We start from the raw sequence: 25,195 nt of genomic DNA, 5'->3' as shown, positions 1-25,195 counted from the left end.
GGCACTACGCGGGCCCGCCCGACGACACCGCGGGCGGCCCGCCCACCATCAGCTACGCCCACCCGCGCCGCCGCACCAGCACCGAACCGCCCGAGCCCGCGCCGCGCCCGGCGGCGCCGCCCGCGCCCGGCGAGCGGCCGCGCCCCGTCGCCGGGGACGCGAGCGGCTGGTCCATGGAGGAGCGGTTCTACAACCAGGTCTGGGGCATGTTCGAGGACCTGGCGCGCTCGGTCGCCGCCTACCGGGGCGCCGTCGAGTTCGCCGACTCCCGGATGGACCGCGAGCTCGACGAGGCGCTGTCCGACCCCCGCCACCGCCTCGGCGGCTCCGGCAACGCCGCCCGGGACGCCGCCCGGGCCCGCCGCGAGGAGCTGGTCGCCCAGGCGCAGGCCGTCCTCGACCGGGACCTCGTCCAGCTCACCGCCGAGACCGAGGTGGTCGAGCCCGCGCTGCCGGCCGCGTACGCCCGCTGGGACAACCCGGTCTGGCACGCCCACGCCGTGCCCTCCGAGAGCCCGCTGGCCCTGCGCCTCGGCGACCTCCACCTGCCCGAGCGGCCCGACCTGCGCATTCCCATGCTGGTCCGGGTCCCGCTGGAGCGCGGCCTGTGGATCGACAACGGGCGCACCGGCTCCGAGGCCGCCATGACCATGGACACCGACCGGCTGCGCCGGGCCGCCATGGACATGGCCGTCGCGCACGCGGCGCGGCTGCTCGCCGCCCATCCCGCCGACCGGTTCGCCGTCCACGTCATCGACGCGGCCGGGGCCGGAGCGGCCTCGCTGGCTCCGCTGGTGCGCGCCGGGGTGCTGGCCGGCCCGCCGGCCGCCGGGGCCGCCGGGGTCACCGAGACCCTGGAGCGGCTGACCCGGCGCGTGGACCTCGTACAGATGGCGGTGCGGGCCGGGGCTCCGGAGGACCTGCCGCCCGATGTGGACACGTCCGACCAGCTGCTGGTCGTGCACGACTTCCCGCACGGGTTCGACGACCGGGCCGTCACCCGTTTGCGCTACCTTGCCGATGAGGGTCCGGCGGTCGGCGTGCACCTGCTGATGGTCGCGGACCGTGACGAGGCCTCGGCCTACGGGCCGCTGCTCGATCCGCTGTGGCGCTCGCTGATGCGGCTGTCGCCGGTGCCGGACAACCACCTCGCCGATCCGTGGGTCCACCACGCCTGGACCTTCGAGCCGGACCTGCCCCCGCAGGGCAGCAGGGTCCTTGACCAGGCACTGGAGCGGGTCGCGGCGGCCAGGCGGGCCGCCCGGTAGCGGCCGGGGAGGCCGTGCGGCGGCCCGCCGCACGGCCCCGGATGACCGGCAGCTGACCAGTTCTTGGCGTTCCCTTTACCTTGTGGGTCCATCCCGGGTACCCTGGTGACTGCGGAGGGGAGTATTCCTGCTTTCCTGCTACGGCGTGCCCGTCAATACGGACAGCAATCAGTCCCGGGGCGCCGGCCCGTGGCCTCCTGGCCGTCCGGGTGGAAGAGACCTCCGGCAGCGATGACGCTGACAAAGTGCTGAGCCATCTGCCGGAGGCGTGTAAGTAGTGGATGTTTCGTTGAACCTCTGGGTGCTGACCATTCTCGGTCTGTGCATCCTCATCGGCGCCGATTTCTTCATCGGCCGCAAGCCCCACGACGTTTCCATGAAGGAAGCCGGCATCTGGACGGTCGTCTGGATCGCCCTCGCCGGACTCTTCGGTCTCGGCCTGCTCTTCTTCGGTCACGGCCAGGCCTCTCAGGAGTTCTTCGCCGGCTTCATCACCGAGAAGTCCCTGAGCGTGGACAACCTGTTCGTCTTCGTCCTGATCATGGCGAAGTTCGCGGTCCCCTCGCAGCTCCAGCAGCGCGTTCTGCTGGTGGGCGTACTGATCGCCCTCGTCCTGCGCGCGATCTTCATCGCCGCCGGCGCCGCGATCATCACCAACTTCTCGTGGGTCTTCTACATCTTCGGCGCGTTCCTCATCTACACCGCGTGGAAGCTGATCCAGGAAGCCCGCAAGGACGAGGAGGAGGAAGAGTTCGAGGAGAACCGCCTCCTCAAGTCGATCGAGAAGAAGTTCGGCGTCGCCGACCGCTACCACGGCACGAAGCTCTTCATCCGGAACAACGGCAAGCGCATCCTGACCCCGCTGATGGTCGTCATGCTCGCCATCGGCACGACCGACGTGCTGTTCGCCCTGGACTCGATCCCCGCGATCTTCGGCCTCACCCAGGACCCGTACATCGTCTTCACCGCCAACGCCTTCGCCCTGATGGGTCTGCGCCAGCTGTACTTCCTCATCGGCGGCCTGCTCAAGAAGCTGGTCCACCTCAGCTACGGCCTGTCCGTCATCCTCGGCTTCATCGGCATCAAGCTCGTGCTGCACGCCCTGCACGAGTCGGGCCTGCACGTCCCGCAGATCTCCATCCCGGTCTCCCTGGGCGTCATCTGCGGAGTGCTGGTGATCACCACGATCACCAGCCTGATCGCCTCGAAGAAGCAGGCGGCGGCCGAGGCCGCCGCCGACTCGCAGAGCATCGACGCCTAAGGGCGCCGGAAGGGCCCGAGGGCTACACGGGGGCGGCCGCTTCGGCCGCCCCCGCTGGTGTTTTCGCGCCCGCCCGCCGGCGCACGACCAAGGGGTTCGTCTCCGGCAGCAGCGCGAAGCAGACCAGCGAGACCGAGGCGATCGCCGTCAGGTACACCGCGACGGCCCACGGCGGGCCCGAGCCGTCCGCCAGGGCCGTCGCCGCGATCGGGGTCAGCGCGCCGCCCAGGACCCCGCCCAGGTTGTAGCCGACGGCCGCGCCCGTGCAGCGGATCCGCGGGGGGTACAGCTCCGGCAGGTACGCGCCCACCACGGCGAACATCGTCACCATGCCGAGCAGGGCGCCGAGCAGCCCCAGCGTCATCAGCAGCGGGTCCGCCGTGCGCAGCAGCGCCACGAACGGGAACATCCACAGCACGCAGGCCGTGCAGCCCGCCAGGCACAGGGGCCGCCGGCCGTAGCGGTCGCCGAGCAGCGCCACCGCCGGGGTGGCCAGGCCCTTGACCGCGACGGCCGCCATGATGCAGGCCAGCATCACCGTGCGGTGCACCCCGAGGTGCTCGGTGGCGTAGGCGAGGGACCAGGTGGTGACCGCGTAGAAGACGGCGTACCCCACGGCCAGCGCCCCGCCGGTCAGCAGGAGCAGCCGCCAGTGGCCCCGTACGACCTCGGCCAGCGGGGCGTCCGCCCGGTGGCCGGTCTCGGCGAGGGCGCGGAACTGCGGGGTCTCCTCCACCGAGCGGCGCAGCCACAGCCCGGCCAGCGCCAGCACCCCCGCGCCCCAGAAGGGCACCCGCCAGCCCCAGGCGGCGAACTGCGCGTCGCTCAGCGTGCCCGACAGGGTCAGCATCAGGCCGTTGGCCAGCAGGAACCCCACCGCCGGGCCCATCTGCGGGAAGCTCGACCACAGCCCGCGCCGCCCCTCGGGGGCGTGCTCGGCGGTCAGCAGGACCGCGCCTCCCCACTCGCCGCCGAGGCCGAAGCCCTGGAGGAAGCGCAGGACGACCAGCAGGATCGGTGCGGCCACCCCGATCGAGGCGTACGAGGGCACGCAGCCCACCGCCACCGTGGCGAGGCCGGTCAGCAGCAGGGAGCCGAGCAGCACCGGGCGGCGGCCGTGGCGGTCGCCGATGTGGCCGAAGACGGCGGATCCCAGGGGGCGGGCGAGGAAGCCGACGCCGAAGGTGCCGAAGGCGGCGAGGGTGGCGGCGAGCGGCGAGAAGGACGGGAAGAAGAGCGGGCCGAGCACCAGGGCGGCGGCGGTGCCGTAGACGAAGAAGTCGTAGAACTCGATGGCGGTGCCGGCCAGGGAGGCCGAGGCGAGCCGGAGCATCGAGGGGCGCGGGGGCGGGGAGGGGTCCTGTTGCATGGTGCAGCAATTACCCCGCCCCGCGACCTCAGGACGTACGTTCGGCCATCATCGACCGGAAGGAGTGCCGTGCGGCGTGAGGTTGACGGATTCGGCGCTGGCCGCCGGATCTCCGCCGGGCGCCCGTGCTACCAGCCGCGCTCGCGCCATTCGGCGAGGTGCGGCCGCTCCGCGCCGATCGTGGTGTCGTTCCCGTGGCCCGGGTAGACCCACGCCTCGTCCGGCAGCTCAGCGAAGAGCTTGTGCTCCACGTCGTCGACGAGCTGGACGAAGGCCTTCGGGTCGCCCCAGGTGTTGCCGACACCGCCCGGGAAGAGGCAGTCGCCGGTGAACACGTGCGGGTGCCCGTGCGGGTCGTCGTAGACCAGCGCGATCGATCCGGGAGTGTGGCCGACCAGGTGGCGGGCGGTCAGCGTGACCCGTCCGACCGTGATCGTGTCCCCGTCGGCGACGAGCACGTCGGTCGCCACCGGGATGCCCTCCGCGTCGAGGGCGCCCGCGTACGTCCGCGCGCCGGTCGCCCCGACCACCTCCGCGAGCGCGCCCCAGTGGTCGCCGTGCTGGTGCGTGGTGACCACGGAGGCGATGCCGCCGTCGCCGATCAGGCTGAGCAGGGTCTGCGGCTCCGCGGCCGCGTCGATCAGCAGCTGCTCGTCCGTGGCCCGGCAGCGCAGCAGGTAGGCGTTGTTGCTCATGCCGCCCACCGCGACTTTGGAAATCATCAGGTCCGAGAGTTCGTGCACGTCGGCCGGACCGCCGACCTTGACCGCTCCGCTGTACGTCATGCAGGCAATCCTAGAGCGGAGGGAGTTCGGGCAGGCCGTCGCCGGCCAGGACGGCGAGGTGGGCGCCCTGCAGGCCGCGCCCGGCGAGCCAGCCGAGCAGTTCGGCGCGGGGGCCGGCCAGGGTGACGGGCGAGCCCTCGGTGCCGCCGGTGTGCCAGACGGGTCCCGTGCCCTCGTACCCGAGCCACAGGGTGACCGGCGGGACGTCCGGGCGTCCCGACCAGCGGTCGGCGAGGAAGGCGATCTCGCGCTCGGCGAACTCGTCCGGAAGATCGTGCAGCTCGTAGCCGATGTTCAGGTCCACGTGGTGCAGCTCGACCTCGATCAGGCGGCGGAAGGGGACGCGGGCCGCGGTGTCGGTGACGCCGTTGCGCAGCTCCACCGTGCGGGTCCAGTCCTGCGGGAGCTCGGCGACGGCCTCCCAGGCGGCGGCGGAATTCCGGACGTCCTCGAGCTGTTCAAGGAGGGGCCGGCCGAAGTCGCGCTCGATGTCGGCCTCGCGGCTCTCGGCGCTCTCGTACATCGGGCGGCCCTCGAAGACGTTCACCAGGGCGTCGGCGTTGCGGGCGAGGTGGGCCAGGATGTGGCCGCGGGTCCAGCCGGGGAGATGTGACTCTTCGGCCAGGGCGGCGTTGTCCAGCTTCGCGGCCGCGGTCAGCAGCCGGTCCGTGGCCTCACGTACAGATCGCAGGTCGTGCACATGATCAATCATGCGGACGAGCCTAGTCCTTCGAGGGTCTCAGCCACACGATCGGGTGAAGCGGTTGGCGGAGTGCCGGAAATCGAATGCACGTGCTATACGCTCGGAGTCCAGTCTCCAAGTCCATCGCAGAGGCGCCCCCCAATACCCTGGGACGGGGGCCCCGTGCCCCCGCTCTCTCAAGAAAGGTGCGGACCGGCGTGACCGACCGTCTCATCGTTCGTGGCGCTCGCGAGCACAACCTCAAGAACGTCTCGCTCGACCTGCCCCGCGACTCACTCATCGTCTTCACCGGCCTCTCCGGTTCGGGCAAGTCCTCCCTGGCCTTCGACACGATCTTCGCCGAGGGCCAGCGCCGCTACGTCGAGTCGCTCTCCTCGTACGCCCGCCAGTTCCTCGGGCAGATGGACAAGCCCGATGTCGACTTCATCGAGGGCCTCTCCCCGGCCGTCTCCATCGACCAGAAGTCCACCTCGCGCAACCCGCGCTCCACCGTGGGCACCATCACCGAGGTCTACGACTACCTGCGCCTGCTCTTCGCCCGCATCGGCAAGCCCCACTGCCCCGAGTGCCGCCGGCCGATCTCGCGGCAGTCGCCGCAGGCGATCGTCGACAAGGTGCTCGCGCTGCCCGAGGGCAGCCGCTTCCAGGTGCTCTCGCCGCTGGTGCGCGAGCGCAAGGGCGAGTTCGTCGACCTCTTCGCCGACCTCCAGACCAAGGGCTACAGCCGGGCCCGGGTGGACGGGGAGACGATCCAGCTCTCCGAGCCGCCCACGCTGAAGAAGCAGGAGAAGCACACCATCGAGGTGGTCATCGACCGCCTCACCGTCAAGGAGGGCGCCAAGCGCCGCCTGACGGACTCCGTGGAGACCGCCCTCGGGCTGTCGAGCGGCATGGTGATCCTGGACTTCGTCGACCTCCCGGAGGACGACCCCGAGCGTGAGCGGATGTACTCCGAGCACCTCTACTGCCCGTACGACGACCTGTCCTTCGAGGAGCTGGAGCCGCGCTCCTTCTCCTTCAACTCGCCCTTCGGCGCCTGCCCCGAGTGCACCGGCATCGGTACGCGCATGGAGGTGGACCCGGAGCTGATCATTCCGGACGAGGACAAGTCCCTGGACGAGGGCGCGGTCTCGCCGTGGTCGCTCGGCCACACCAAGGACTACTTCCAGCGGCTGATCGGCGCGCTCGCCCAGGAGCTGGGCTTCCGCACCGACATCGCCTGGGCCGGGCTGCCGCTGCGCGCGAAGAAGGCCCTGCTGTACGGCCACAAGACGCAGATCGAGGTGCGCTACCGCAACAGGTACGGGCGCGAGCGCGCCTACACCACGGCCTTCGAGGGCGCGGTGCCGTTCGTCAAGCGGCGCCATTCGGAGTCCGAGAGCGACGCCAGCCGCGAGCGCTTCGAGGGCTACATGCGCGAGGTGCCCTGCCCCACCTGCCAGGGCACCCGGCTCAAGCCGATCGTGCTCGCGGTGACGGTGATGGACCGCTCCATCGCCGAGGTGGCCGCCATGTCGATCAGCGAGTGCGCGGACTTCCTCGGGCGGATGAAGCTCGACGCCCGCGACAAGAAGATCGCCGAGCGGGTCCTCAAGGAGGTCAACGAGCGGCTCCGCTTCCTCGTCGACGTCGGCCTGGACTACCTCTCCCTCAACCGCGCCGCCGGCACCCTCTCGGGTGGCGAGGCCCAGCGCATCCGCCTCGCCACCCAGATCGGCTCCGGCCTCGTGGGCGTGCTGTACGTGCTGGACGAGCCCTCCATCGGCCTCCACCAGCGGGACAACCACCGGCTGATCGAGACGCTCGTGCGGCTGCGGGACATGGGCAACACGCTCATCGTCGTCGAGCACGACGAGGACACCATCAAGGTGGCCGACTGGGTCGTGGACATCGGCCCGGGCGCCGGCGAGCACGGCGGCAAGGTCGTGCACAGCGGCTCGCTGAAGGATCTGCTGAAGAACCCCGAGTCGATCACCGGGCAGTACCTGTCCGGCAAGCGGTCCATCCCGCTCCCGGACGTGCGCCGCCCCGTGGACTCGGAGCGCCGGCTCACGGTCCACGGCGCCAAGGAGAACAACCTGCGGGACATCGACGTGTCCTTCCCGCTGGGCGTGCTCACGGCGGTCACGGGCGTGTCGGGCTCGGGCAAGTCCACGCTGGTCAACGACATCCTCTACACGCACCTGGCCCGCGAGCTCAACGGCGCGCGGTCGGTGCCGGGCCGGCACACGCGGGTGGACGGCGACGACCTCGTCGACAAGGTCGTGCACGTCGACCAGTCGCCGATCGGGCGGACCCCGCGGTCCAACCCGGCGACGTACACGGGTGTCTTCGACCACGTCCGCAAGCTCTTCGCGGAGACGATGGAGGCGAAGGTGCGCGGCTACCTGCCGGGCCGCTTCTCCTTCAACGTGAAGGGCGGCCGCTGCGAGAACTGCTCCGGCGACGGCACGATCAAGATCGAGATGAACTTCCTGCCGGACGTGTACGTCCCGTGCGAGGTCTGCCACGGGGACCGGTACAACCGGGAGACGCTGGAAGTCCACTACAAGGGCAAGTCCATCGCCGAGGTCCTGAACATGCCGATCGAGGAGGCCGCCGGATTCTTCGAGGCGGTTCCGACGATCTCGCGGCACTTGAAGACGCTGAACGAGGTGGGGCTGGGGTACGTGCGGCTCGGCCAGTCCGCGCCGACGCTGTCGGGCGGTGAGGCGCAGCGCGTCAAGCTGGCCTCGGAGCTCCAGAAGCGGTCGACCGGGCGCACGGTGTACGTCCTGGACGAGCCGACGACGGGTCTGCACTTCGAGGACATCTCGAAGCTGATCAAGGTGCTGTCGGGGCTGGTCGACAAGGGCAACACGGTGATCGTCATCGAGCACAACCTCGATGTCGTCAAGACGGCCGACTGGGTCGTCGACATGGGCCCCGAGGGCGGGTACGGCGGCGGTCTCGTCGTCGCGGAGGGCACTCCCGAGCAGATCGCGTCGGTGGGCGCGAGCCACACGGGCAAGTTCCTGCGGGACATCCTGGGGGCGGACCGGATCCTGGAGGCGTCGGCCCCCGAGCCGGCCCGTCCGGTGAAGAAGACGGCCGCGAAGAAGGCGGCCGCCAAGAAGACGGTCGCGAAGAAGGCGGCCGCCCCGGCGAAGAAGGCCGTCGCGAAGAAGGCCGCGCGGGCCCCCCGCGCGTGAACCCCGGCGGGGCTGGGAGATCCAGCCCCGCCGGCGTGCGGGGGAGCGGGAGGCTCCGCGCGGCGCTCCGGCCCCGGGACTACGCGGCCACGCCGATGGCGTGGTGGGACGTGGAGGGGTCCGACAGCGTCGTGAGGAGCGCGTCCGCGACGTCCGCGCGGGCGATGACCTTCCCGCCCGGGACGTTGGCGTCCACCGCCCGCCGGTACGTCCCCGTCCGCGGCCTGTTCAGCAGCCGCGGCGGCCGGATCACCGTCCACCGCGTGCCGCTGGCGGCGATCGCCGCCTCCATGACCGTGAGGTCCGCGTACAGGTCCCGCAGGAACCGTCGCAGCAGCGGGTAGACCAGCATCCGGGTGAGTGCCCCCTCCGCCCCGACCGGCCCCAGCGGGGCGGCGGAGACCGCCGACAGGCGGCTGACCCCCGCCCGGTCCATCGCGGAGACGATCGACCGCAGGGCCGGGCCCGCGACCGGGGCGAGCCGCGCCTGCTTGTTGTTCGCGGGGCCCAGTGCCGAAACCACCGCGTCCTGGCCCGCCAGCAGCGGGACCAGTGCGTCCTCGTCCGTGAGGTCCCGGACCACCGTCACCCGCAGCCGCTCGCGGTCCGCCACCGCCAGCCGCGCCGGGTCGCGGACGACCGCCGACACCTCGTGTCCCGCTTCGAGGGCTTGTCGGACGACCTCGTGGCCGATCCCGCCCGTGGCTCCGAACACCGTGATTCTCATCCTGGCTCCCGCATGGCTGAGAGAGGGTGGGTGAGTATTCACTCACCTCTGCTTCCGTTAGGGTGAGTGAATGCCCACCCCAAAGTCAAGCCGGCCCACCCCCGAGCGCCTGCTGGACGCCGCCGAGACCCTGATGCGCACCAGTGGGCTGGCCAACGCCACCACCAAGGCGATCGCCCGGGAGGCCGGCTGTTCGGAGGCCGCGCTCTACAAGTACTTCGCGAACAAGGAAGAGCTGTTCGTGCGCGTGCTGATGGAGCGCCGCACCAGCGCCGGGCCGATGATGGCCGCGCTCACCACCGATCCGGGGGAGCAGCCGGTCGAGGAGCGGCTGGCCGAGATCGCCCGGCACGCCTCGCTCTTCTACGCCGACGCCATGCCCATGGCGGCCTCGCTCTTCGCGGACCCGGTCCTGCTCACCCGCCACCGCGAGGGCGTACGGAGCATCGGCGCGGGCCCGCACATCGTGCTGGAGGCCCTGGTCGGCCACCTGCTGCGCGAACACGAACGGGGCCGGCTGCGCCCCGACGCCGATCCGCGGGCCGCCGCCGCGCTGCTGCTCGGCGCCTGCTTCCAGCGGGCCTTCTTCCTGCACTTCTCCGGCCCCGACACCGTCGACCCCGTCGAGGACTTCGCCCCCGCCCTGGCGCGGACGGTGTGGGCCGCTATCCGCTGAGGTCGGACGCGTACGGGGGCTCCGCGCCCGCCCGGGAGCAGGTCAGCGCGGCCGCCCGGGCGGCGTAGGCCAGCACCTCGGGCCAGTCCGCCGCGCCGGGACCGGTCGCACCGGGACCGGCCGCGCCGCTCGCGCCGCCCGAAAGCCGGTGCAGCAGCGCCGCGTTCACGGTGTCGCCCGCGCCGATCGTGTCCACCACCGCGACCCGGTGCGCGGGCGCCGAGTACTCCCGGCCCTCCCGGGTCCACACCGTCAGGCCCCCCGCACCCCGGGTGAGCACCACCGCCGAGGGGCCCGCCGCCAGCCAGTCGCCGACCCGGCCGCCCAGCCACGCCGCGTCCTCCTCCGACAGCTTCAGCACGCCCACGTACGGCAGCCAGGACAGGAAGCGGGCCCGGTAGGCCGCCGGATCGGCGATCAGCGCGGGCCGGATGTTGGGGTCGAGCAGGGTCAGCAGCCCGCGCCCGGACTCCCGGCGCAGCAGGGCCTCGTAGGCGCTCGCCCCCGGCTCCAGCACCAGCGAGCAGGTGCCGAGCGCGAGGGCCCGTACCCCCGCCGGCAGCGCGGGCGGCAGGCGGAACAGCCGGTCGGCCGTGCCCTCGACGTAGAAGCGGTACGCCGCCGAGCCGTCCGGGGCCAGCGAGGGAACCGCCAGCGTGGTCGGCTCCGGCCCGCGCTGGACCAGCGAGAGGTCCACGCCGGCCGCGTCCAGCCCCGCGAGCAGCGAGGCGCCGAAGCCGTCCGTCGAGACCCGGGAGCAGAAGGCGACCTCCGCGCCGAGCCGGCCCAGCGCGAGCGCGGTGTTGTACGGTCCGCCGCCCGGCCGGGGCAGCAGGGCGCCCGGCGGCTCCGCCGTGGGCACCAGGTCGATCAGGGCTTCTCCACCTACGACGATCACGCGGGGGAAGGTATCCCATCGGGCGCCGGTATCGTCGGGTGGACCCAGCCGAACCAGCACCCCCGGGAGCACCGCATGTCCGCCGCCTCGTCGCCCGCCGCCCGCCGTACCGTCCTCAAGGGCGCCGCAGCGATCGTCGGGGCCGCCGGTGCGGGTGCGGCGCTCACGGCCTGCTCCACCGAGTCCAACAGCGGCGGCGGTTCCCCCGCGGTCCCGGCCGAGGCCGTCGAGCTGGGCGCGGCGGCCGATGTGCCGGTCGGCGGCGCGAAGCTGTTCCGGGAGAAGAAGATCCTGGTCAGCTGCGCGGAAGCGGGACAGTACAAGGCCTTCAGCGCCCAGTGCACCCACGCGGGCTGCGTGCTGGACAAGATCGTCGAGGGTCAGGGGAACTGCCCCTGCCACGGCAGCCGCTTCGACGCGGCCACGGGCAAGGTGCTGCGCGGCCCGGCGACCGACCCGCTGCCGGAGGTCCCGGTGAAGTCCGAGGGCGGCAAGCTCATCGCGGGCTGACCCGGGCTGACCCGGGCTGACCCGGGCTGACCCGGGCTGACCCGGGCTGACCCGGGCTGACCCGGGCGGGCCCGGGCGGGCCCGGCGGCGGGCTCAGGCTCACTCCCAGTCCCAGGCGATGCCCAGGACTCCGCGGTGGACTCCCTGTTCCACCAGGTGCACGGCCCGGTGCGGGCCGCTCGGGTTCAGGTCCGCGAGCCTCCCGCGCGGCGCGTTCGGCCCGCTGCGGGTGAAGCGCCGGCAGCGCACCGGCAGCGCGGCCTCGTCGAAGCGGACCTGGAGCACGTACTGCCCGCCCGTGTAGCTGAAGCCCCGCACGTACTCGGCGCTGCGCCCGCCCGTGCCGTCCTCGAAGCCGTAGCCGAAGACGTAGGTGTCCCCGGCGCGCAGCCGGGCGTCGAAGAGCAGCTCGGCGACGACCACCCCGCCTTCGGGATGGCGTCTGATCCGCCCGGTCCGGCAGTTCTCGTCGGCCCGCACCCTGATCCGCGCCGGATCGCAGCCCGGGTCGCCGTGGTGGACGGCCACGTAGCGGTCGACCCCGTCGCGGTGGGCCCGTACGACGTGCTGCGACTCGCGGCCCAGCAGCTCCCCGGCGGGCCCGATCCGCACCCGCTCGTGGTGGCCGACGGTGTGCAGGCCGCCGTCGGCGGGCAGCTCCATGCCGGCCAGCATCGCCTCCACGGCCGCGCCCACGCTGAACAGCGCCCGGTACGAACGCGCCGGCGGCCGGGTGGTCTCGGGGGCGGCGGGGTCCGGCGCGGCCAGCAGCCGCAGCAGGGTCCCCCCGGGCAGTTCGAGGATCTGCTCCAGGGCCCGTACGGCCTTGAGGGACTCGGCGCGGCGCGGCCGCCGGGCGCCCTGCTGCCAGTAACTGAGGCTGGTGACCCCGAGCTTGATGCCGCGGGCGGCGAGCCGTTGCTGCACCCGGTGCAGGGGCAGCCCGCGGGCGGTGAGGGCGGCGCGGAGCGCGAGGTGGAAGGGCCCGGTGCGCAGCAGGCGCGGCAGGTCGAGGGCGCTGTCTGAGAACGTGCTGTCCGCGCTCGACCGCATGGCGGTTCCTCCTGTGAACATTCACGCGACGAGGTGCGGGCGGCCTCGCGGGCGATGTCCGGGGCCGGGGTGCGTCCAGGTCGACCGACAGCGGACGTTCACACTTCGGCCCCACCGTTCACACCGCGATGTCACGCCGTATTGAAGCGTGTTGACCTGTTCCCGACAACACCCTGATGCTCCTCCTCAGCGTCCGGACGCGCTCCTCCACCCCCACTCCCCACCTCGGGAGGAACGCGATGCGCAACCGAAACCGGCGGCTTTCCCTCGCCGCCTTCGTCACCGCCCTGCTCCTCGCCCTGTCCACCGGCACCGCCACCGCCGTCGTTGCCGCCACCGGTACGGGCTCCGCCACCACCACCACCACCGCGACCGCCACCACCCGGGCGGCCGCCGCCGACGTGACCGCCGAGAACGCGGCCCTGGCGAACAAGCGGCTCAACATCACCATGCAGGCACAGCAGAAGACCAACTGGTGCTGGGCCGCCGCCGGCAACACCATCGCCACCTGGTTCGGCCGCACCTACACCCAGAACCAGTTCTGCAACGCCGCCTTCAACCGCCAGCAGGGCTACGACTGCCCCAACAACCAGGCCAACCTCGCCAACGTGCAGACCGCCCTGCGCTGGGCCGGCATCAACTCCGGCTCCTACGTCAACGGCTGGCTGCAGTACTCCACCGTGCAGAGCGAGATCAACGCCAACCGCCCGGTGGAGACCCGCATCCAGTGGTCCAACGGCGGCGGCCACATGCACGTCGTCTACGGCTACGACACCGCGAACAGTTGGGTCTACTGGGGCGACCCGTGGCCTTCCAGCGACCGCTACAACTGGGCCTCGCACGCCTGGTACGTGGACAACAGCACCTTCTCCTGGACCCACTCGCTCTACCGGATCGGGGCGTGACCTCATGAATCCTCGCCTCGCTGCCGCGGTCGTCGTCTCGACCGCCCTGCTCGCCCTGGCCCCCACCCAGGCGGGCGCCACCCCCGTGCCGCAGCCCCAGAGCGCCACGGCCGAGAACCGGGCCGCCGCCGCACGGGCGGCCGCGGCCCCCGACACGCTCGCCACCCTGTCCCGCTTCTTCGCCCGTGAGGGCAAGGTGTCGCTGACGGCCGCGCAGCCCCGCATCGAGGGCGAGGCCATGGCCGTCCACCACCTCTCCCCGGAATTCGTCGCCGGGAGGCCGGGCGCGGGCGTGGCCCGGCTGGAGTTCCTCGCCAGCAGGGCCGTCTCCTCCGACGGCCAGCAGGCCGCCCTGTGGACCGCGAAGACCGAGGCGGGCTGGCAGGTGGTGAACATCGCCACCGGCGACGACGAGTTCCGCTATGCCGGGCTCGGCGCGGCGAAACTGCCCGGCGGGACCGTGTTCCGGGAACCCCAGATCGACGCCTGGTACGTGGCCGGCGGCGAGCGCGTGCTGCCGCTGGACGAGGACGCGGTGGCCGCGGTCGGCGCCGGGGGCACGAGCCTGGCCGCCTACCGGGCCCGGGTCGTCAAGGCGTACGGGGACAAGCTCCCCGGGTCCGCCTACGCCAAGTCCGGGAAGGCCGGCGGCTTCGCCCCCACGGAAGCCGCGGCCGGGTCCGGCGGGACGCGAGGACCACTGCCGGCCGGGGCCGGGGCCGGAGCCGTGGCTCTGGCGATGGCGCTGGGCGCGGGCGGCCTGCTGGCCGTCCGCCGCTCCCGGCGGCAGCGGGTGGTGCGGGCGTAGCCACCCGAGGGGCCCCGGCCGCTGCCAGGCGGCCGGGGCCTGCGGGGCGGTCCGGGCCCGCCCCGGTCCGGGCCCGCCCCGGGCCGCCCCGCCCCGGACCGCCCCGGGCTCCTTTCCGCGCGCGGCCCCACCGTCGCCTACCACGGGCTGCCCGGCGTACGCGAGCGCGACCTGGCCCTGCACGGGGGCGTTGTCATCGCGCTCATGCGCCGCCACAGACACGGCCACCCCCCCCCGCCACGGACCATCCGTGATACGGGAACGTGCAAGGCCGGGCCGACGCCCTACCAGACCTCGGGTGCCCCTCGAATATGTGTATAAGAGGCAGGCCCGGGATCTCGATCACCTCGATGCCTTCCTTGCGCAGGTGGGTGTTGGTCGTGACGTTGCGCTCGTAGGCGACGACCACGCCCGGCTCCACCGCCAGCACGTTGCAGCCGTCGTCCCACTGCTCGCGCTCGGCCGCGTGGACGTCCTGGGTCGCCGTGAGCACCCGGATCGAGTCCAGCCCGAGGGCCGCGGCGACGGCCCGGTGCATGTGCTCGGGCGGATGGTCCGTGACCTTCAGATCGCTCAGCCCCCCGCCCGGCTCGATCGTGTAGGAGCGCAGCATGCCCAGGCCCGCGTACTGGGTGAACGTGTCCGCGTCGACCATCGTCATCACCGTGTCCAGGTGCATGAACGCCCGGCTCTTCGGCATGTCGAGCGCCACGATCGTGGTCGCCGACCCGGCGGCGAACAGCCCGCGCGCCAGCATCTCCACCGCCTGCGGGGTGGTCCGCTCGCTCATCCCGATCAGCACGGCGCCGTTGCCGATCACCAGCACGTCGCCGCCCTCGATGGTGGAGGGGTAGTCGGCCTGTCCCTGCGACCAGGTGTGGAAGGGCCCGGAACCGGTGAAGAGCGGATGGTGCTTGTAGATGGCCTCGAAGTGCACGGTCTCGCGCTGCCGGGCCGGCCAGCGCATCGCGTTGATGGACACCCCGTCGTAGATCCAGGCCGAGGTGTCGCGGGTGAACAGGTGGTTGGGCAGCGGGCCCAGCAGGAAGCCGTCCAGTCCCAGCGCGTGGAAGCGGACCGACACCGGCTCCGCGTGCCGCTCCAGGAACTCCCGCTTGGTCATCCCGCCGACCAGCGCCTCCGCCAGAGCGGCGGAGTCCAGCCCGTCGAAGACCGCCCGCAGGTGGTCGGTGGCGAGCGGACCGTACTCCTTCTCGTCGAAGACCCGGTCCAGTACGAGGTGCCTCGCCTCCGGGATGTCCAGGGCCTCGCGCAGCAGGTCCCCGAAGAGGTGGACCGCGACGCCCCGGTCGCGCAGTACGTCGGCGAAGCCGTCGTGCTCCTGGCGCGCCCGGCGCACCCACAGCACGTCGTCGAAGAGCAGCGCGTCCTTGTTGCTCGGTGTGAGCCGCTTCAGCTCCAGGTCGGGCCGGTGGAGGATGACGCGGCGGAGCCGCCCGGTCTCGGAATCGACATGGAATCCCATGCCGTACACGTTCTCAGACCGGGCGGCCTTTTGACGTGGCGTCGGCTCAGCGGGTCAGGTACCACCGGGCCGGCGCCGCCCGCGCCGGCCGCCTCAGCGCAGGCCGAGGAGCGCCTGCGGGGCACCCGTGAGCTCCGGGGCGATCACGCCCAGCGCGGGGGGAGTCACGTTCGGCAGCCCGTAGTTGGACCCGTCGGGCATCGTCAGCGGGGAGCCGACGAGCAGTCCCGGCGTACGGGTGCGCATGGTGGTCGCGGGCGCGTCCACCGAACCCTCGCCGTCCGTCTCGGGCTTGCCGGCCAGGTTCGGCACCGGGGAGGTGACGAGGGTGCTGCCGAGCTCGGTGCCGATCGGGACCGCCGGGAGGAGCGGAGTCGGCAGCATGTCGCCGGTGTGGTGCACGGGCACCTGGGGAGCCCCGACGACCGGCACCGGGACTCCGGTGGCCACGTGCGGGACGTCCACGCCGAGCGTGGTGCGCACGGCGTCCAGGGGGACACCCACCGGCACCGCGTCGGCCACGGCCGGGGTGGCCGCGCCGGCCGCGGCCATACAGGTCATGAGTGCCGCAATGCTTCCGCGCGCGGTCATCTTCATAGGTGACGTTCCGTCCTTCCAGGGTCGCGGACATTCCGCTGCCCTGGATGAACGATCCCGCCGGTGGTTTTCCCGGAGTTCTCCGCGAAAGTTCCCCCATACGACCTAATGACCGGCCGTACGGGGGCCCTTCCTTGACGCGTCAGAGCCGCGGGTCCACCGGCTCCGACTCCAGCGCGAGGACCGCGAAGACCGCCTCGTGGACCCGCCACAGCGGCTCCTGCGCCGCCAGCCGGTCCAGCGCCTCCAGCCCGAGCGCGTACTCGCGCAGGGCGAGGGAGCGCTTGTGCCCGAGGTGGCGCTGGCGCAGCCGCTCCAGGTGGTCCGGGCGCGTGTACTCCGGGCCGTAGATGATCCGCAGGTACTCCTGCCCGCGCACCTTGACCCCGGGCTGGACCAGGCGGCCCTTGCCGTCCTTGGCGTACGCCTGGAGCGGCTTGACCACCATGCCCTCGCCGCCGGCGGCCGTCAGCTCCAGCCACCAGTCGGTGCCCGCCCGCAGCGAGGCCTCGTCGGCCGTGTCGACCAGGATCCGGCCGGTGCGGCGCAGCAGCCCGGTGGCGGACGCCTCGTCGGCGGCGACGAGCCGGTCCAGCCAGAACAGCTGCTCGTCGTGGGGCACGGCCGCCAGCGAGCGCCCGGCCGAGGCCAGCAGCTGGAACGGGGCGAACCGTACGCCGTCGAGCCCGTCGGTGGTCCAGCAGTAGCGCCGGTAGGCGTCGGTGAACTTCGCCGCGTCGGCGGCGCGTCCGTGCTGGCGCTCCAGGAGCTCGGCGGTGTCGACGCCCCGGGCGCCGGCCGCCGCCAGGGCGGCCAGGGCGTCCGGGAAGACGGCGGCCGAGGCCGCGCCCACGGCGGCGTACTGGCTGCGCAGCAGGCCGCCGGACTTCAGCGACCAGGGCAGCAGCTCGCCGTCGATGAGCAGCCAGTCGGTGTCCAGCTCCTCCCACAGGCCGGCGTCGGTGATCGCCGCGCGGAGCCGGGCGAGAACCTCCTCGGTGACCTCGGCCTCCTTGAAGAAGGGCCGCCCGGTACGGGTGTAGACGGACCCGGTGGGGCCTCCCCCACAGCCTTCGGCGTGGGAGGTACCCCCGACCCCGAAGCGCTCGCGGGCCGCGTCGGCGTCCTTGCAGACCAGCACGGTGGCGCGGGAACCCATGTGCTTCTCCTCGCACACGACCTGGGCGATGCCGTCCTTGCGGTACTGCTCGAAGGCCTCGGCCGGGTGCTCCAGATAGCCGGCCTCCTTCGAGGTGGCGGTCGGCGCCATGGTCGGCGGCAGGTACGGCACCAGCCGCGGGTCCACGGCGAATCGGCTCATGACCTCCAGGGCCGCCGCCGCGTTCTCCTCGCGGACGTTGACGTTGCCCAGGTGCCGGGTCTCGACGATCCGGCGGCCGCTGACGTCGGCCAGGTCGAGCGGACGCCCACCCCCAGACTCCGTCCGGGGGGACCCCCATGGCCCGCCCGGCGCCTCGGTGGCGAGCGGCTTGACCGGCTCGTACCAGACCTTCTCGGCCGGTACGTCGACCAGTTCGCGCTCGGGCCAGCGCAGGGCGGTCATCTTGCCGCCGAAGACGGCTCCGGTGTCCAGGCAGATGGTGTTGTTGATCCAGGCGGTGTTCGGGACCGGGGTGTGGCCGTAGACCACGACGGCCTTGCCCCGGTAGTCCTCGGCCCACGGGTAGCGCACGGGCAGGCCGAACTCGTCGGTCTCGCCCGTGGTCTCCCCGTACAGCGCGTGCGAGCGCACCCGGCCGGAGGTGCGGCCGTGGTACTTCTCGGGCAGCCCGGCGTGGCAGACCACGAGCTTCCCGCCGTCGAGGACGTAGTGGCTGACCAGGCCCCTGATGAAGGCGCGGACCTCCTCGACGAACTCCTCCGGCTCCTCGGCGAGCTGTGCGATGGTCTCGGCGAGGCCGTGGGTCCGCTGGACCTTGGACCCCTTGAGGTGGCGGCCGAGCTTGTTCTCGTGGTTCCCGGGCACGCACAGGGCGTTGCCGGAGCCGACCATGCCCATCACGCGGCGCAGCACGCCGGGGCTGTCCGGGCCGCGGTCGACGAGGTCGCCGACGAAGACGGCGGTACGGCCCTCGGGGTGGGCCCCGTCCTCGTAGCCGAGCTTGGCGAGCAGGGTCTCCAGCTCGGAGGAACAGCCGTGGATGTCACCGATGATGTCGAAGGGGCCGGTGAGGTGGGTGAGGTCGTTGAATCGCTTCTCCAGGACCACCTCGGCCGACTCGGCCTCCTCCGGCGTACGCAGTACGTGCACCTTGCGGAAGCCCTCGCGCTCCAGGCCGCGCAGCGAGCGGCGCAGGTCCCGGCGGTGGCGCTGGATGACGGCGCGGGGCAGCTTGGCCCGCTCGGGGCGGCCCGCGTTGCGCTCCGCGCAGACCTCCTCGGGCATGTCGAGGACGATCGCGATGGGCAGGACGTCGTGCTCGCGGGCGAGCTGGACCAGCTGCCGGCGGGACTCCGCCTGGACGCTGGTGGCGTCGATCACGGTGAGGCGGCCGGCGGCGAGGCGCTTGCCCGCGATGTAGTGCAGGACCGCGAAGGCGTCCTTGCTGGCGCCCTGGTCGTTCTCGTCGTCGGCGACCAGGCCCCGGCAGTAGTCGGAGGAGATCACCTCGGTGGGCTTGAAGTGGGCGCGGGCGAAGGTGGACTTGCCCGAGCCGGTGGCCCCGATCAGGACGACGAGGGACAGGTCGGTGACGGGAAGTACGCGTCCCCGGGTGGTGGGGGTGTCGGTGTCGACGGCGATGTCGGTGGTCATGCTGCCTCGCCCTCCTTCGGGGTGTCGGTGGTGTCAGCGGTGCCGGTGGTCAGGGTGAAGACGGCCATCTGGGTCGGCGGCCCCACCTCGGGGTCGTCGTCGCCGACGGGGACGTACGCGACGGAGTAGCCGTGCCGGTCGGCGACCTGGCCGGCCCAGGCCCGGAACTCCTCGCGGGTCCACTCGAAGCGGTGGTCGCCGTGCCGGACGTGCCCGGCGGGCAGCGTCTCCCAGCGGACGTTGTACTCGACGTTCGGCGTGGTCACGAGGACCGTGCGGGGGCGGGCCGAGCCGAACACCGCGTACTCCAGGGCGGGCAGCCGCTCCAGGTCCAGGTGCTCGATGACCTCGCTGAGCACGGCCGCGTCGTAGCCCGCGAGCCGCTTGTCGGTGTACGCGAGCGAGCCCTGCGTCAGGCGGACGCGGGAGCTCTGCCGCTCCCCCATCCGCTCGAGGCGCAGCCGCTTGGCGGCGAGGTTCAGCGCCCGGATGGACACGTCCACGCCGACGATCTCGGTGTACGCCGGATCCTTCAGCAGCGCCTGCACCAGCTGGCCCTGGCCGCAGCCCAGGTCCAGGACGCGGGCGGCCCCGGCGGAGCGCAGCGCGGCGAGGATCGCCTCGCGACGCCGCACCGCGAGCGGTACCGTCCGCTCCGCCGCCGCATCGTCCTCATCGGCCTCTCCGACCGCGTTGTCGAGCTCCTCGACCTCGCTGCCGTCGGCCTCGGCGAGGCGGACCAGCTCCAGGCGCTCCAGGGCGTCCTGCGTCAGCCGCTTGTGCCGGGCCAGGTAGCGGGAGGTGATCAGCCCGCTCTCGGGGTGCCCGGCGAGCCAGCCCTCTCCGGCCCGCAGCAGCTTGTCCACCTCGTCGGCGGCGATCCAGTAGTGCTTGGCGTCGTCCAGGACGGGCAGCAGGACGTACAGGCCGCGCAGCGCGTCGGAGAGGCGCAGCTCGCCCTCCAGGACCAGGCGCACGTACCGGGAGTCGCCCCACTCGGGGAACGTCTCGTCGAGCGGGACCGGCGTGACCGAGACCGTGGCCCAGCCGAGCGGGCCGAACAGCCTGCGCACGAGGTCCGCGCCACCCCGGGCGGGCAGGGCCGGGATCTCGACGCGCAGCGGGCGGACCTCGTCCACCAGCTCCGGCCTGGCGGTGCACTGACCGGCCAGCGCACTGCGGAACACACCGCTCAGCGCGACGGCCAGCAGCGAGGAGGCGGCGTACGGACGGTCGTTGACGTACTGCGCGAGCGCCGCGTCGGGCGTACCGCCCCGGCCCTTGCCCTGGCCGCGCCGCACGAGCGCGACGGGATCCACCTCCAGGAGCAGGCCCGCCGTGCACCGCTCGGCCGTGGCTTCGGGGTAGAAGACGTGGGCGGTGCCGTGGGAGGTGGAGAACGACTGCGCCTTGCCGGGATGCTTGTGCAGCAGGAAGCCCAGGTCGGTGGCGGGTCGTTCGGGGGAACCGGTGGTGGATATCGTCAGGAACACGCTGCCGATTCTCCCTGGCCACAGGGGCTGACCGCGCCCCATTTTCGCCCGGCCCGCCGCCCGCCGCCCCGCCCGCCGCCGCCGGCCCGGCCGGCGTCAGAGCCCGTAGCGCCGGGCCGACTCCTCCTCCTGCGCCAGCCGGTGCAGGGCCTTGAGCACCGGCTGGAACAGGACGGCCGCCGCCACCACGGCCTCCACCTTCTCCGACTCCGAGGGGTAGGTGTCCACGAAGTCCAGGTCGCGCACGGCCGCCCGGTACATGAGCTCGGCGTACGGGGCCATCAGCTCGGCGTCCCACGGATAGCCGAGGCGCACGAGCGAGGCCACGGACACCACCAGCGACCGGTGGACGGGCGACAGGTCGCCCAACTCCCGGGCCGTCGACCAGCCCAGCGTCTCCAGCAGCCGGTCCACCTCGCGGCGCGCGCGGGCCACCGCCTCGTCCTCCTCGTCCGGGTCGGGCCCCTGCGGCAGCGCCCACAGCGCGGCGCCCATCCGGATCGTCCGGCCCAGGCTCTCGTCGTCGACGTGCGCGAGCACCTCCCGGGCCTTCGCCACCGGTATCCCGCCGACCTGGATCAGCGCGCGGACCAGCCGCAGCCGCCGCAGGTGCTCCTCGCCGTACTCGGCGGTCGTCGCGGTGACCCGGTGCCCGGGCGCCAGCAGCCCCTCGCGCAGGTAGTACTTGATCGTCGCGGTCGAGACGCCACTGCGTTCGCTCAACTCCGCCAGCCGCATCTCTTGAACCTTCCCTTGGAGAGTGCCACTATCCAACCGTGCACGGACAGTGCCGCTATCCAACCAGGAGATCGGGAGGCAGAGTGTCCGCGAAGCCGTTACCGGGCCACACCACCGCGGCCGCCGAGGGCGACGTCGTCGTCCTGCTGATCGGCATGCGCATCAACCACTTCTGGGCCGTGCACCACTGGGTGCCGGTCCTGCTCGCCATGCCGCGCATGCTCCGCGAGCTGGCCGGGGACAGGGGCCGGGGACTGCTCGGCCACGTCCTGCTCACCGGTTCGCCGCGCACGTACTACGTGGTCCAGTACTGGGAGTCCAAGGAGAAGCTCTACGCCTACGCCGCGGCCCCGGACATGTTCCACCACCGGGTCTGGGCGATCGTCAACCGCAAGGAGCGCGCCGGCAAGGTCCGCGGCCACGTGGGCCTGTGGCACGAGTCGTACATCGCGCCCGAGGGCTCGTACGAGTCGATCTACGCCGACATGCCTCCCTACGGGCTGGGCGCGGCCACCGGGGTGCTCCCCATCGAAGCCCGCGGCCGCCGGGCGGCCGCCCGCTTCGCCCACCGTTCGAACCCGGCGGCGTAGCTCCCGGGCGGGCTCCGGCTCCCGGCTCGGCTCAGGCTCCCGGCTCGACTCCGGCTCCCGGCTCGGCTCAGGCCCGCTCGGGCCGGCTCGGGGGCGCGGGGGACGTGAGGGCGGCGAGGGCCGCGATGCGGTGCGGGCCGATCCGGCAGCAGCCGCCGACGAGGCGGGCCCCGGCCCGCAGCCAGTCGGCCGTGGGCCAGGGCGGCTCGGCGGCCGGGGACCGCCAGGACCCGGTCGCGGGTTCCCAGACCGAGCCGTCGTTCGGGTAGGCCACCAGCGGCTTCCCCGTGACGTCCGCCGCCGCTTCGAGCGCCGGCAGCACCTCCCCGGGCGCGCAGCAGTTGACGCCGACCGCGATGACCTGCGGGGACCCGGCGGCCAGGGCGAAGGCCTCGGCCTGCGACCCGCCGGCCCGGGTCAGGCCGTCCGCCACGGTGTAGCTCAGCCACGCACGGGCACCCGTCTCCTCGAGGACCGCGAGCAGGGCGCGCGCCTCGACGGCGTCCGGGATCGTCTCCAGCGCCAGTACGTCCGGCCCCTCGGCCAGCAGCGCCTCGACGCGGGGGCGGTGGAAGTCCGCCAGCTCCCGCACGCTCAGCCCGTACCGGCCGCGGTACTCGGAGCCGTCCGCCAGCACCGCCCCGTACGGGCCCACGGACGCGGCGACCCACACCTCGCGGTCCGCCTCCCGCGCCGCCCGGACGGCGAGGCGCACGCTGCGGCGCAGCAGGGCCGTGGTGCGCTCCGGGCCATAGCCGTGGCGGGCGAAGGCGGCGTAGCCCACCTGGTAGCTCGCGGTGATCAGCACCTGCGCGCCCGCCCGCGCGTACGCGGCGTGCGCGGCCGCCACCTGCTCGGGCCGCTCGGCGAGCACGCGGCCCGTCCACAGGCCGCCGGACAGGTCGCAGCCCTGGGCGGCGAGCTGGTTGCTCAGCCCGCCGTCCAGAATCACGGCGCCGGGGCCGGGGCCGGGGCCCTGGCCGGCCAGGGCCTCGGCGAGCGGGCGGGACGCGCGGGGCACGGCTGACGCTCCCGTCTCAGCCGAGCTGGGACAGGACCCGGGCCGAGATCAGCTCCAGGTGGTCCAGGTCGCCGAGGTCGAGCAGGTGGAGGTAGAGGCGCGAGGAGCCCACCGCCCCGTAGGCGCCGATCCGCTCCACGACCTCGGCCGGGGAGCCCGCCAGGCCGATGGCCTTGAGCTCGTCCACGTCGCGGCCGATGGCGGCGGCCCGCCGGGCCACCTCGGCGTCGTCCTTGCCCACGCACACGACGAGGCCGTTGGAGCAGACGAGGTCGTCGGCCTTGCGGCCGGCCTCCTCGGCGGCCGCACGGACCCGGCCGAACTGGCGCTCGCTGTCCGCGATCGAGGCGAACGGCATGTTGAACTCGTCGGCGTCCTGCGCGGCGAGGCGCGGCGTGCGCTTCGCGCCGTGGCCGCCGATCAGGACGGGGATCTTCTCCTGGGCCGGCTTGGGCAGCGCCGGGGAGTTCTCCACCTGGTAGTGGACTCCCTGGTAGCCGAAGCTGGAGCCGGCCTCGGTGGCCCACAGGCCGGTGAGGACGCCGGGCAGCCGGAAGGTGCCGGCGGTCATCAGCGTGCCCAGCCGGATGCGCTTGGTCTCGCGGGGCCAGGCCGGCCAGCGTGATCCAGGCGTCGGTGGGGCCGGGCAGGCCGTCGGCCGAGCCCATGCGCAGGTAGTGGTCGGATCGGAAGAACCAGTCTGGTTGCTCCCCACAACGTATCGCCATCCTTGGCTGGAGAGGTGGCCTTGTATCCAGTCTGCGCCTGAACGGCCCGTCGGGGGCGTCTCTCGGTTTCGATCACATTCGCTGTGGTCGGGCCGAGCGCCCAGCACCGGCAGATGGAAACCGTCGGATGAGTCGCCGTGGGACTCGCCACCATCGGTGGCGTCAAGCATGTCGCGTCTTACGCGCTTGATCAGGTTCCGCCACTCAGCCAGAAGGCCAAGCGCGCCGTGCGATCGTTCCGCGACTTCATGGACGAATGCCGCCGTGACCGACAAGACGCGCAAGGCCTCTGAGACGTCGCCAAGCCCTGACGGGGCGTTGCCATGCCAGCGCCCCGTCAGTGCGACGTAGCGGCCGGTCCTGTAGATCTCCACGGCCGTACCGTCGGGGCGTCGGATGCGGCGTCCTGTCGGACGTCCGCACGGCCCCAGATACGCAGTCCATCGCCGGACGGGGACACCTCTACGTTGGTGGTGCCCGCGTCGCGCACGATGGCGGCTGCCCACGGCGCCAGGCGGCCCGTAAGCGGGTTCAAGCAGTGGTCCAGGTCGATGCACACGATGTCGTCCTCGTCGCTGAGGACGAAGCCCAGACCGACGCCGGCCGTCGAAATGGCGGCCCCTGTCCGCGGGGACGTGCGCAAGCGCATTGGGTATGCGGTCCAGCCGTCGAAAGCGAAGGAATCCAACCTCCGTCTCCGGATCCATATCCCGTGATCTCACCCGTAGCAGTAAGTCCCGCAGGCGAGTGCCATGGTCAACCCTGCGGCGAGCGCGTAGTAGTACGTCCCCGTTGCCGGGTACGCCATTGATCTAGCCGTCGGTGAGCCCCCGGCAGGCTTCGAACCTGCGACATCTGGTTTTGGAGAGCGGCGCTCCGGCCATCTGAGTTACGGGGGCAGCGCAAAGCCCCAACTCAAACGAGCCGGGGCCGTCAGTTTGCAATGGAGTGTCAGCCGTCAGCGGATTCGGAGGCAGGCCGGCGAGGGATTTCCGTCAGCCGCTCTCCCCCTTCAACCGTCGGCATCTCAGTGGCCTTGGCGACGCTCAGGAGGGTGTCGTAGCTCGCGCCCTGCTGGGGCGCGGTGAAGATACGGAGATCCATGCCTCCGTCCTGCCCCTTCGACCCCGGCCGGGTGAATCTGGGTCAACCGGGCAATCCGCCGCCGCCCGCGCCAGTGACCAGCCCGGATGGGGATCGTTTGCTCGGACGGAGCCGGACCGCCCGGCCCGCGCGCCGGCGGCTTTCGCCGGTGCGTCGACCGCCCCCTTCCGCCTCGGAAGGGCCAGGGCCGAGGAGGCCGCCATGTCCCAGGAGTCCGCGCCGAAGGGTCTGCTGCAGCAGATGGAAGAGCTGATGGCGGCGCTGAACGCCGACCTCTCGCAGCTCGACGCCGACCTCCAGTCCTCCACGGACCGCAGCCCCGGCACGCCGCTGCCCCAGGGCGGCCGCACCCCGGAGAGCGAATACCGCCCGTCCCACCGGTCGTACTGACCGCACGGGTCCCGCCGCGCGCGGCGGGACCCCGCCCGACTCCGGCGCAGCACGGCCGACTCCGGTGCGGACCAGCCGACTCCGGCGCAGGCCACCCGACTCCGGTGCAGGCCGACCC

At 72.7% G+C, this 25,195-nt stretch carries 22 protein-coding genes and 2 pseudogenes; 10 read left to right on the top strand and 14 right to left on the bottom strand.

The genetic code is table 11. From position 1 onward, the window contains the following. Positions 1-29 precede the first annotated feature (29 nt). Positions 30-1,268, top strand: a pseudogene (locus DRB89_RS28720) (export associated protein); the annotation flags it as partial. Between the two features lie 277 nt (positions 1,269-1,545). Beyond that, the gene (locus tag DRB89_RS28715; protein WP_112451225.1) at positions 1,546-2,529 is read left to right on the top strand and encodes a TerC/Alx family metal homeostasis membrane protein; all 984 of its coding nucleotides are present in this window, start codon (positions 1,546-1,548) and stop codon (positions 2,527-2,529) included. Between the two features lie 22 nt (positions 2,530-2,551). Here DRB89_RS28715 and DRB89_RS28710 read toward each other — a convergent pair whose 3' ends face one another. The 3 genes from DRB89_RS28710 to DRB89_RS28700 form a co-directional block, all read right to left on the bottom strand. Further along, positions 2,552-3,862: an MFS transporter gene (locus DRB89_RS28710; RefSeq protein ID WP_112451226.1), complete on the bottom strand. Its 1,311-nt coding sequence runs from the start codon at positions 3,860-3,862 to the stop codon at positions 2,552-2,554. 164 nt (positions 3,863-4,026) lie between these two features. Further along, on the bottom strand, positions 4,027-4,683 hold the full coding sequence (locus DRB89_RS28705) for an MBL fold metallo-hydrolase (RefSeq protein ID WP_112451227.1): 657 nt from the start codon (positions 4,681-4,683) through the stop codon (positions 4,027-4,029). Between the two features lie 10 nt (positions 4,684-4,693). Beyond that, positions 4,694-5,395, bottom strand: a complete 702-nt coding sequence (locus DRB89_RS28700; protein WP_112451228.1) for a maleylpyruvate isomerase family mycothiol-dependent enzyme — start codon at positions 5,393-5,395, stop codon at positions 4,694-4,696. A 188-nt stretch (positions 5,396-5,583) separates the two neighbouring features. Here DRB89_RS28700 and uvrA point away from each other — a divergent pair, with 188 nt between their 5' ends. Next, positions 5,584-8,577: an excinuclease ABC subunit UvrA gene (gene uvrA / locus DRB89_RS28695; RefSeq protein WP_112451229.1), complete on the top strand. Its 2,994-nt coding sequence runs from the start codon at positions 5,584-5,586 to the stop codon at positions 8,575-8,577. Positions 8,578-8,656: 79 nt separating this feature from the next. Here uvrA and DRB89_RS28690 read toward each other — a convergent pair whose 3' ends face one another. Continuing rightward, positions 8,657-9,304 (bottom strand): NAD(P)H-binding protein, encoded by a 648-nt coding sequence (locus DRB89_RS28690; RefSeq protein ID WP_112451230.1) that lies wholly within the window; start codon positions 9,302-9,304, stop codon positions 8,657-8,659. A 70-nt stretch (positions 9,305-9,374) separates the two neighbouring features. Between DRB89_RS28690 and DRB89_RS28685 the strand changes: the two genes are divergently transcribed. Then, entirely contained in the window at positions 9,375-9,980 is a 606-nt protein-coding gene (locus DRB89_RS28685; RefSeq protein WP_112451231.1) for a TetR/AcrR family transcriptional regulator, read from the top strand. Here DRB89_RS28685 and DRB89_RS28680 read toward each other — a convergent pair. Next, positions 9,970-10,878 (bottom strand): carbohydrate kinase, encoded by a 909-nt coding sequence (locus tag DRB89_RS28680; RefSeq protein WP_112451232.1) that lies wholly within the window; start codon positions 10,876-10,878, stop codon positions 9,970-9,972. The two genes, DRB89_RS28685 and DRB89_RS28680, sit on opposite strands and share 11 nt — an antisense overlap. A gap of 75 nt (positions 10,879-10,953) precedes the next feature. Here DRB89_RS28680 and DRB89_RS28675 point away from each other — a divergent pair, with 75 nt between their 5' ends. Beyond that, the gene (locus tag DRB89_RS28675) at positions 10,954-11,388 is read left to right on the top strand and encodes a Rieske (2Fe-2S) protein (RefSeq protein WP_112451233.1); all 435 of its coding nucleotides are present in this window, start codon (positions 10,954-10,956) and stop codon (positions 11,386-11,388) included. 99 nt (positions 11,389-11,487) lie between these two features. On the opposite strand, the gene DRB89_RS28670 is transcribed toward DRB89_RS28675, so the two are convergent. Further along, positions 11,488-12,441 (bottom strand): hypothetical protein, encoded by a 954-nt coding sequence (locus DRB89_RS28670; RefSeq protein ID WP_112451234.1) that lies wholly within the window; start codon positions 12,439-12,441, stop codon positions 11,488-11,490. A gap of 239 nt (positions 12,442-12,680) precedes the next feature. On the opposite strand from DRB89_RS28670, the gene DRB89_RS28665 reads away from it, so the two are divergent. Further along, positions 12,681-13,346: a papain-like cysteine protease family protein gene (locus DRB89_RS28665; RefSeq protein ID WP_112451235.1), complete on the top strand. Its 666-nt coding sequence runs from the start codon at positions 12,681-12,683 to the stop codon at positions 13,344-13,346. 4 nt (positions 13,347-13,350) lie between these two features. After that, positions 13,351-14,154, top strand: coding sequence for a hypothetical protein (locus DRB89_RS28660; RefSeq protein ID WP_112451236.1), 804 nt, complete (start codon positions 13,351-13,353; stop codon positions 14,152-14,154). 202 nt (positions 14,155-14,356) lie between these two features. On the opposite strand, the gene DRB89_RS28655 is transcribed toward DRB89_RS28660, so the two are convergent. From DRB89_RS28655 to DRB89_RS28635, 5 genes are all read right to left on the bottom strand, one after another. Then, entirely contained in the window at positions 14,357-15,640 is a 1,284-nt protein-coding gene (locus DRB89_RS28655) for an arginine deiminase (RefSeq protein WP_239516373.1), read from the bottom strand. A 93-nt stretch (positions 15,641-15,733) separates the two neighbouring features. Continuing rightward, positions 15,734-16,201, bottom strand: a complete 468-nt coding sequence (locus DRB89_RS28650) for a hypothetical protein (RefSeq protein ID WP_239516372.1) — start codon at positions 16,199-16,201, stop codon at positions 15,734-15,736. A gap of 178 nt (positions 16,202-16,379) precedes the next feature. After that, entirely contained in the window at positions 16,380-19,013 is a 2,634-nt protein-coding gene (locus DRB89_RS28645; protein WP_112450548.1) for a polynucleotide kinase-phosphatase, read from the bottom strand. After that, positions 19,010-20,506 (bottom strand): 3' terminal RNA ribose 2'-O-methyltransferase Hen1, encoded by a 1,497-nt coding sequence (locus DRB89_RS28640; protein WP_162688766.1) that lies wholly within the window; start codon positions 20,504-20,506, stop codon positions 19,010-19,012. The genes DRB89_RS28645 and DRB89_RS28640 overlap by 4 nt, the downstream gene beginning before the upstream one ends. A 96-nt stretch (positions 20,507-20,602) precedes the next feature. After that, positions 20,603-21,244, bottom strand: a complete 642-nt coding sequence (locus DRB89_RS28635; RefSeq protein WP_112450546.1) for a MerR family transcriptional regulator — start codon at positions 21,242-21,244, stop codon at positions 20,603-20,605. 83 nt (positions 21,245-21,327) lie between these two features. Here DRB89_RS28635 and DRB89_RS28630 point away from each other — a divergent pair, with 83 nt between their 5' ends. Continuing rightward, positions 21,328-21,834: a DUF4188 domain-containing protein gene (locus DRB89_RS28630; RefSeq protein WP_112450545.1), complete on the top strand. Its 507-nt coding sequence runs from the start codon at positions 21,328-21,330 to the stop codon at positions 21,832-21,834. A 67-nt stretch (positions 21,835-21,901) separates the two neighbouring features. Here the strand turns inward: DRB89_RS28630 and mmuM are convergent, their stop codons facing one another. After that, entirely contained in the window at positions 21,902-22,855 is a 954-nt protein-coding gene (gene mmuM, locus DRB89_RS28625) for a homocysteine S-methyltransferase (protein ID WP_112450544.1), read from the bottom strand. A 16-nt stretch (positions 22,856-22,871) separates the two neighbouring features. Next, positions 22,872-23,550 (bottom strand): annotated as a pseudogene (locus DRB89_RS28620) (LLM class flavin-dependent oxidoreductase); the annotation flags it as partial. Between the two features lie 170 nt (positions 23,551-23,720). Here DRB89_RS28620 and DRB89_RS43220 point away from each other — a divergent pair. Beyond that, positions 23,721-23,876 (top strand): hypothetical protein, encoded by a 156-nt coding sequence (locus tag DRB89_RS43220; RefSeq protein ID WP_162688765.1) that lies wholly within the window; start codon positions 23,721-23,723, stop codon positions 23,874-23,876. Between the two features lie 658 nt (positions 23,877-24,534). Here DRB89_RS43220 and DRB89_RS43215 read toward each other — a convergent pair. Beyond that, entirely contained in the window at positions 24,535-24,687 is a 153-nt protein-coding gene (locus tag DRB89_RS43215) for a hypothetical protein (RefSeq protein WP_162688409.1), read from the bottom strand. Positions 24,688-24,888: 201 nt separating this feature from the next. Here DRB89_RS43215 and DRB89_RS28605 point away from each other — a divergent pair, with 201 nt between their 5' ends. Beyond that, the gene (locus DRB89_RS28605) at positions 24,889-25,077 is read left to right on the top strand and encodes a hypothetical protein (protein WP_112450543.1); all 189 of its coding nucleotides are present in this window, start codon (positions 24,889-24,891) and stop codon (positions 25,075-25,077) included. The last annotated feature ends 118 nt before the right edge of the window (positions 25,078-25,195 follow it).

The organism is Streptomyces sp. ICC4 (genome assembly GCF_003287915.1).
Taxonomy (GTDB): Bacteria; Actinomycetota; Actinomycetes; order Streptomycetales; family Streptomycetaceae; genus Streptomyces; species Streptomyces tritrimontium.
This window is presented reverse-complemented; position numbering and strand designations above follow the sequence as displayed.

What these genes read in the sequence shown, in the direction of transcription:
- DRB89_RS28710 (WP_112451226.1), bottom strand. Translation starts at nt 3,862, where the DNA reads ATGCTCCGGCTCGCCTCGGCCTCCCTGGCCGGCACCGCCATCGAGTTC.
- DRB89_RS28705 (WP_112451227.1), bottom strand. Translation starts at nt 4,683, where the DNA reads ATGACGTACAGCGGAGCGGTCAAGGTCGGCGGTCCGGCCGACGTGCAC.
- DRB89_RS28700 (WP_112451228.1), bottom strand. Translation starts at nt 5,395, where the DNA reads ATGATTGATCATGTGCACGACCTGCGATCTGTACGTGAGGCCACGGAC.
- DRB89_RS28690 (WP_112451230.1), bottom strand. Translation starts at nt 9,304, where the DNA reads ATGAGAATCACGGTGTTCGGAGCCACGGGCGGGATCGGCCACGAGGTC.
- DRB89_RS28685 (WP_112451231.1), top strand. Translation starts at nt 9,375, where the DNA reads ATGCCCACCCCAAAGTCAAGCCGGCCCACCCCCGAGCGCCTGCTGGAC.
- DRB89_RS28675 (WP_112451233.1), top strand. Translation starts at nt 10,954, where the DNA reads ATGTCCGCCGCCTCGTCGCCCGCCGCCCGCCGTACCGTCCTCAAGGGC.
- DRB89_RS28670 (WP_112451234.1), bottom strand. Translation starts at nt 12,441, where the DNA reads ATGCGGTCGAGCGCGGACAGCACGTTCTCAGACAGCGCCCTCGACCTG.
- DRB89_RS28665 (WP_112451235.1), top strand. Translation starts at nt 12,681, where the DNA reads ATGCGCAACCGAAACCGGCGGCTTTCCCTCGCCGCCTTCGTCACCGCC.
- DRB89_RS28660 (WP_112451236.1), top strand. Translation starts at nt 13,351, where the DNA reads ATGAATCCTCGCCTCGCTGCCGCGGTCGTCGTCTCGACCGCCCTGCTC.
- DRB89_RS28655 (WP_239516373.1), bottom strand. Translation starts at nt 15,640, where the DNA reads ATGGGATTCCATGTCGATTCCGAGACCGGGCGGCTCCGCCGCGTCATC.
- DRB89_RS28650 (WP_239516372.1), bottom strand. Translation starts at nt 16,201, where the DNA reads ATGACCTGTATGGCCGCGGCCGGCGCGGCCACCCCGGCCGTGGCCGAC.
- DRB89_RS28645 (WP_112450548.1), bottom strand. Translation starts at nt 19,013, where the DNA reads ATGACCACCGACATCGCCGTCGACACCGACACCCCCACCACCCGGGGA.
- DRB89_RS28635 (WP_112450546.1), bottom strand. Translation starts at nt 21,244, where the DNA reads ATGCGGCTGGCGGAGTTGAGCGAACGCAGTGGCGTCTCGACCGCGACG.
- DRB89_RS43215 (WP_162688409.1), bottom strand. Translation starts at nt 24,687, where the DNA reads ATGGATCTCCGTATCTTCACCGCGCCCCAGCAGGGCGCGAGCTACGAC.
- DRB89_RS28605 (WP_112450543.1), top strand. Translation starts at nt 24,889, where the DNA reads ATGTCCCAGGAGTCCGCGCCGAAGGGTCTGCTGCAGCAGATGGAAGAG.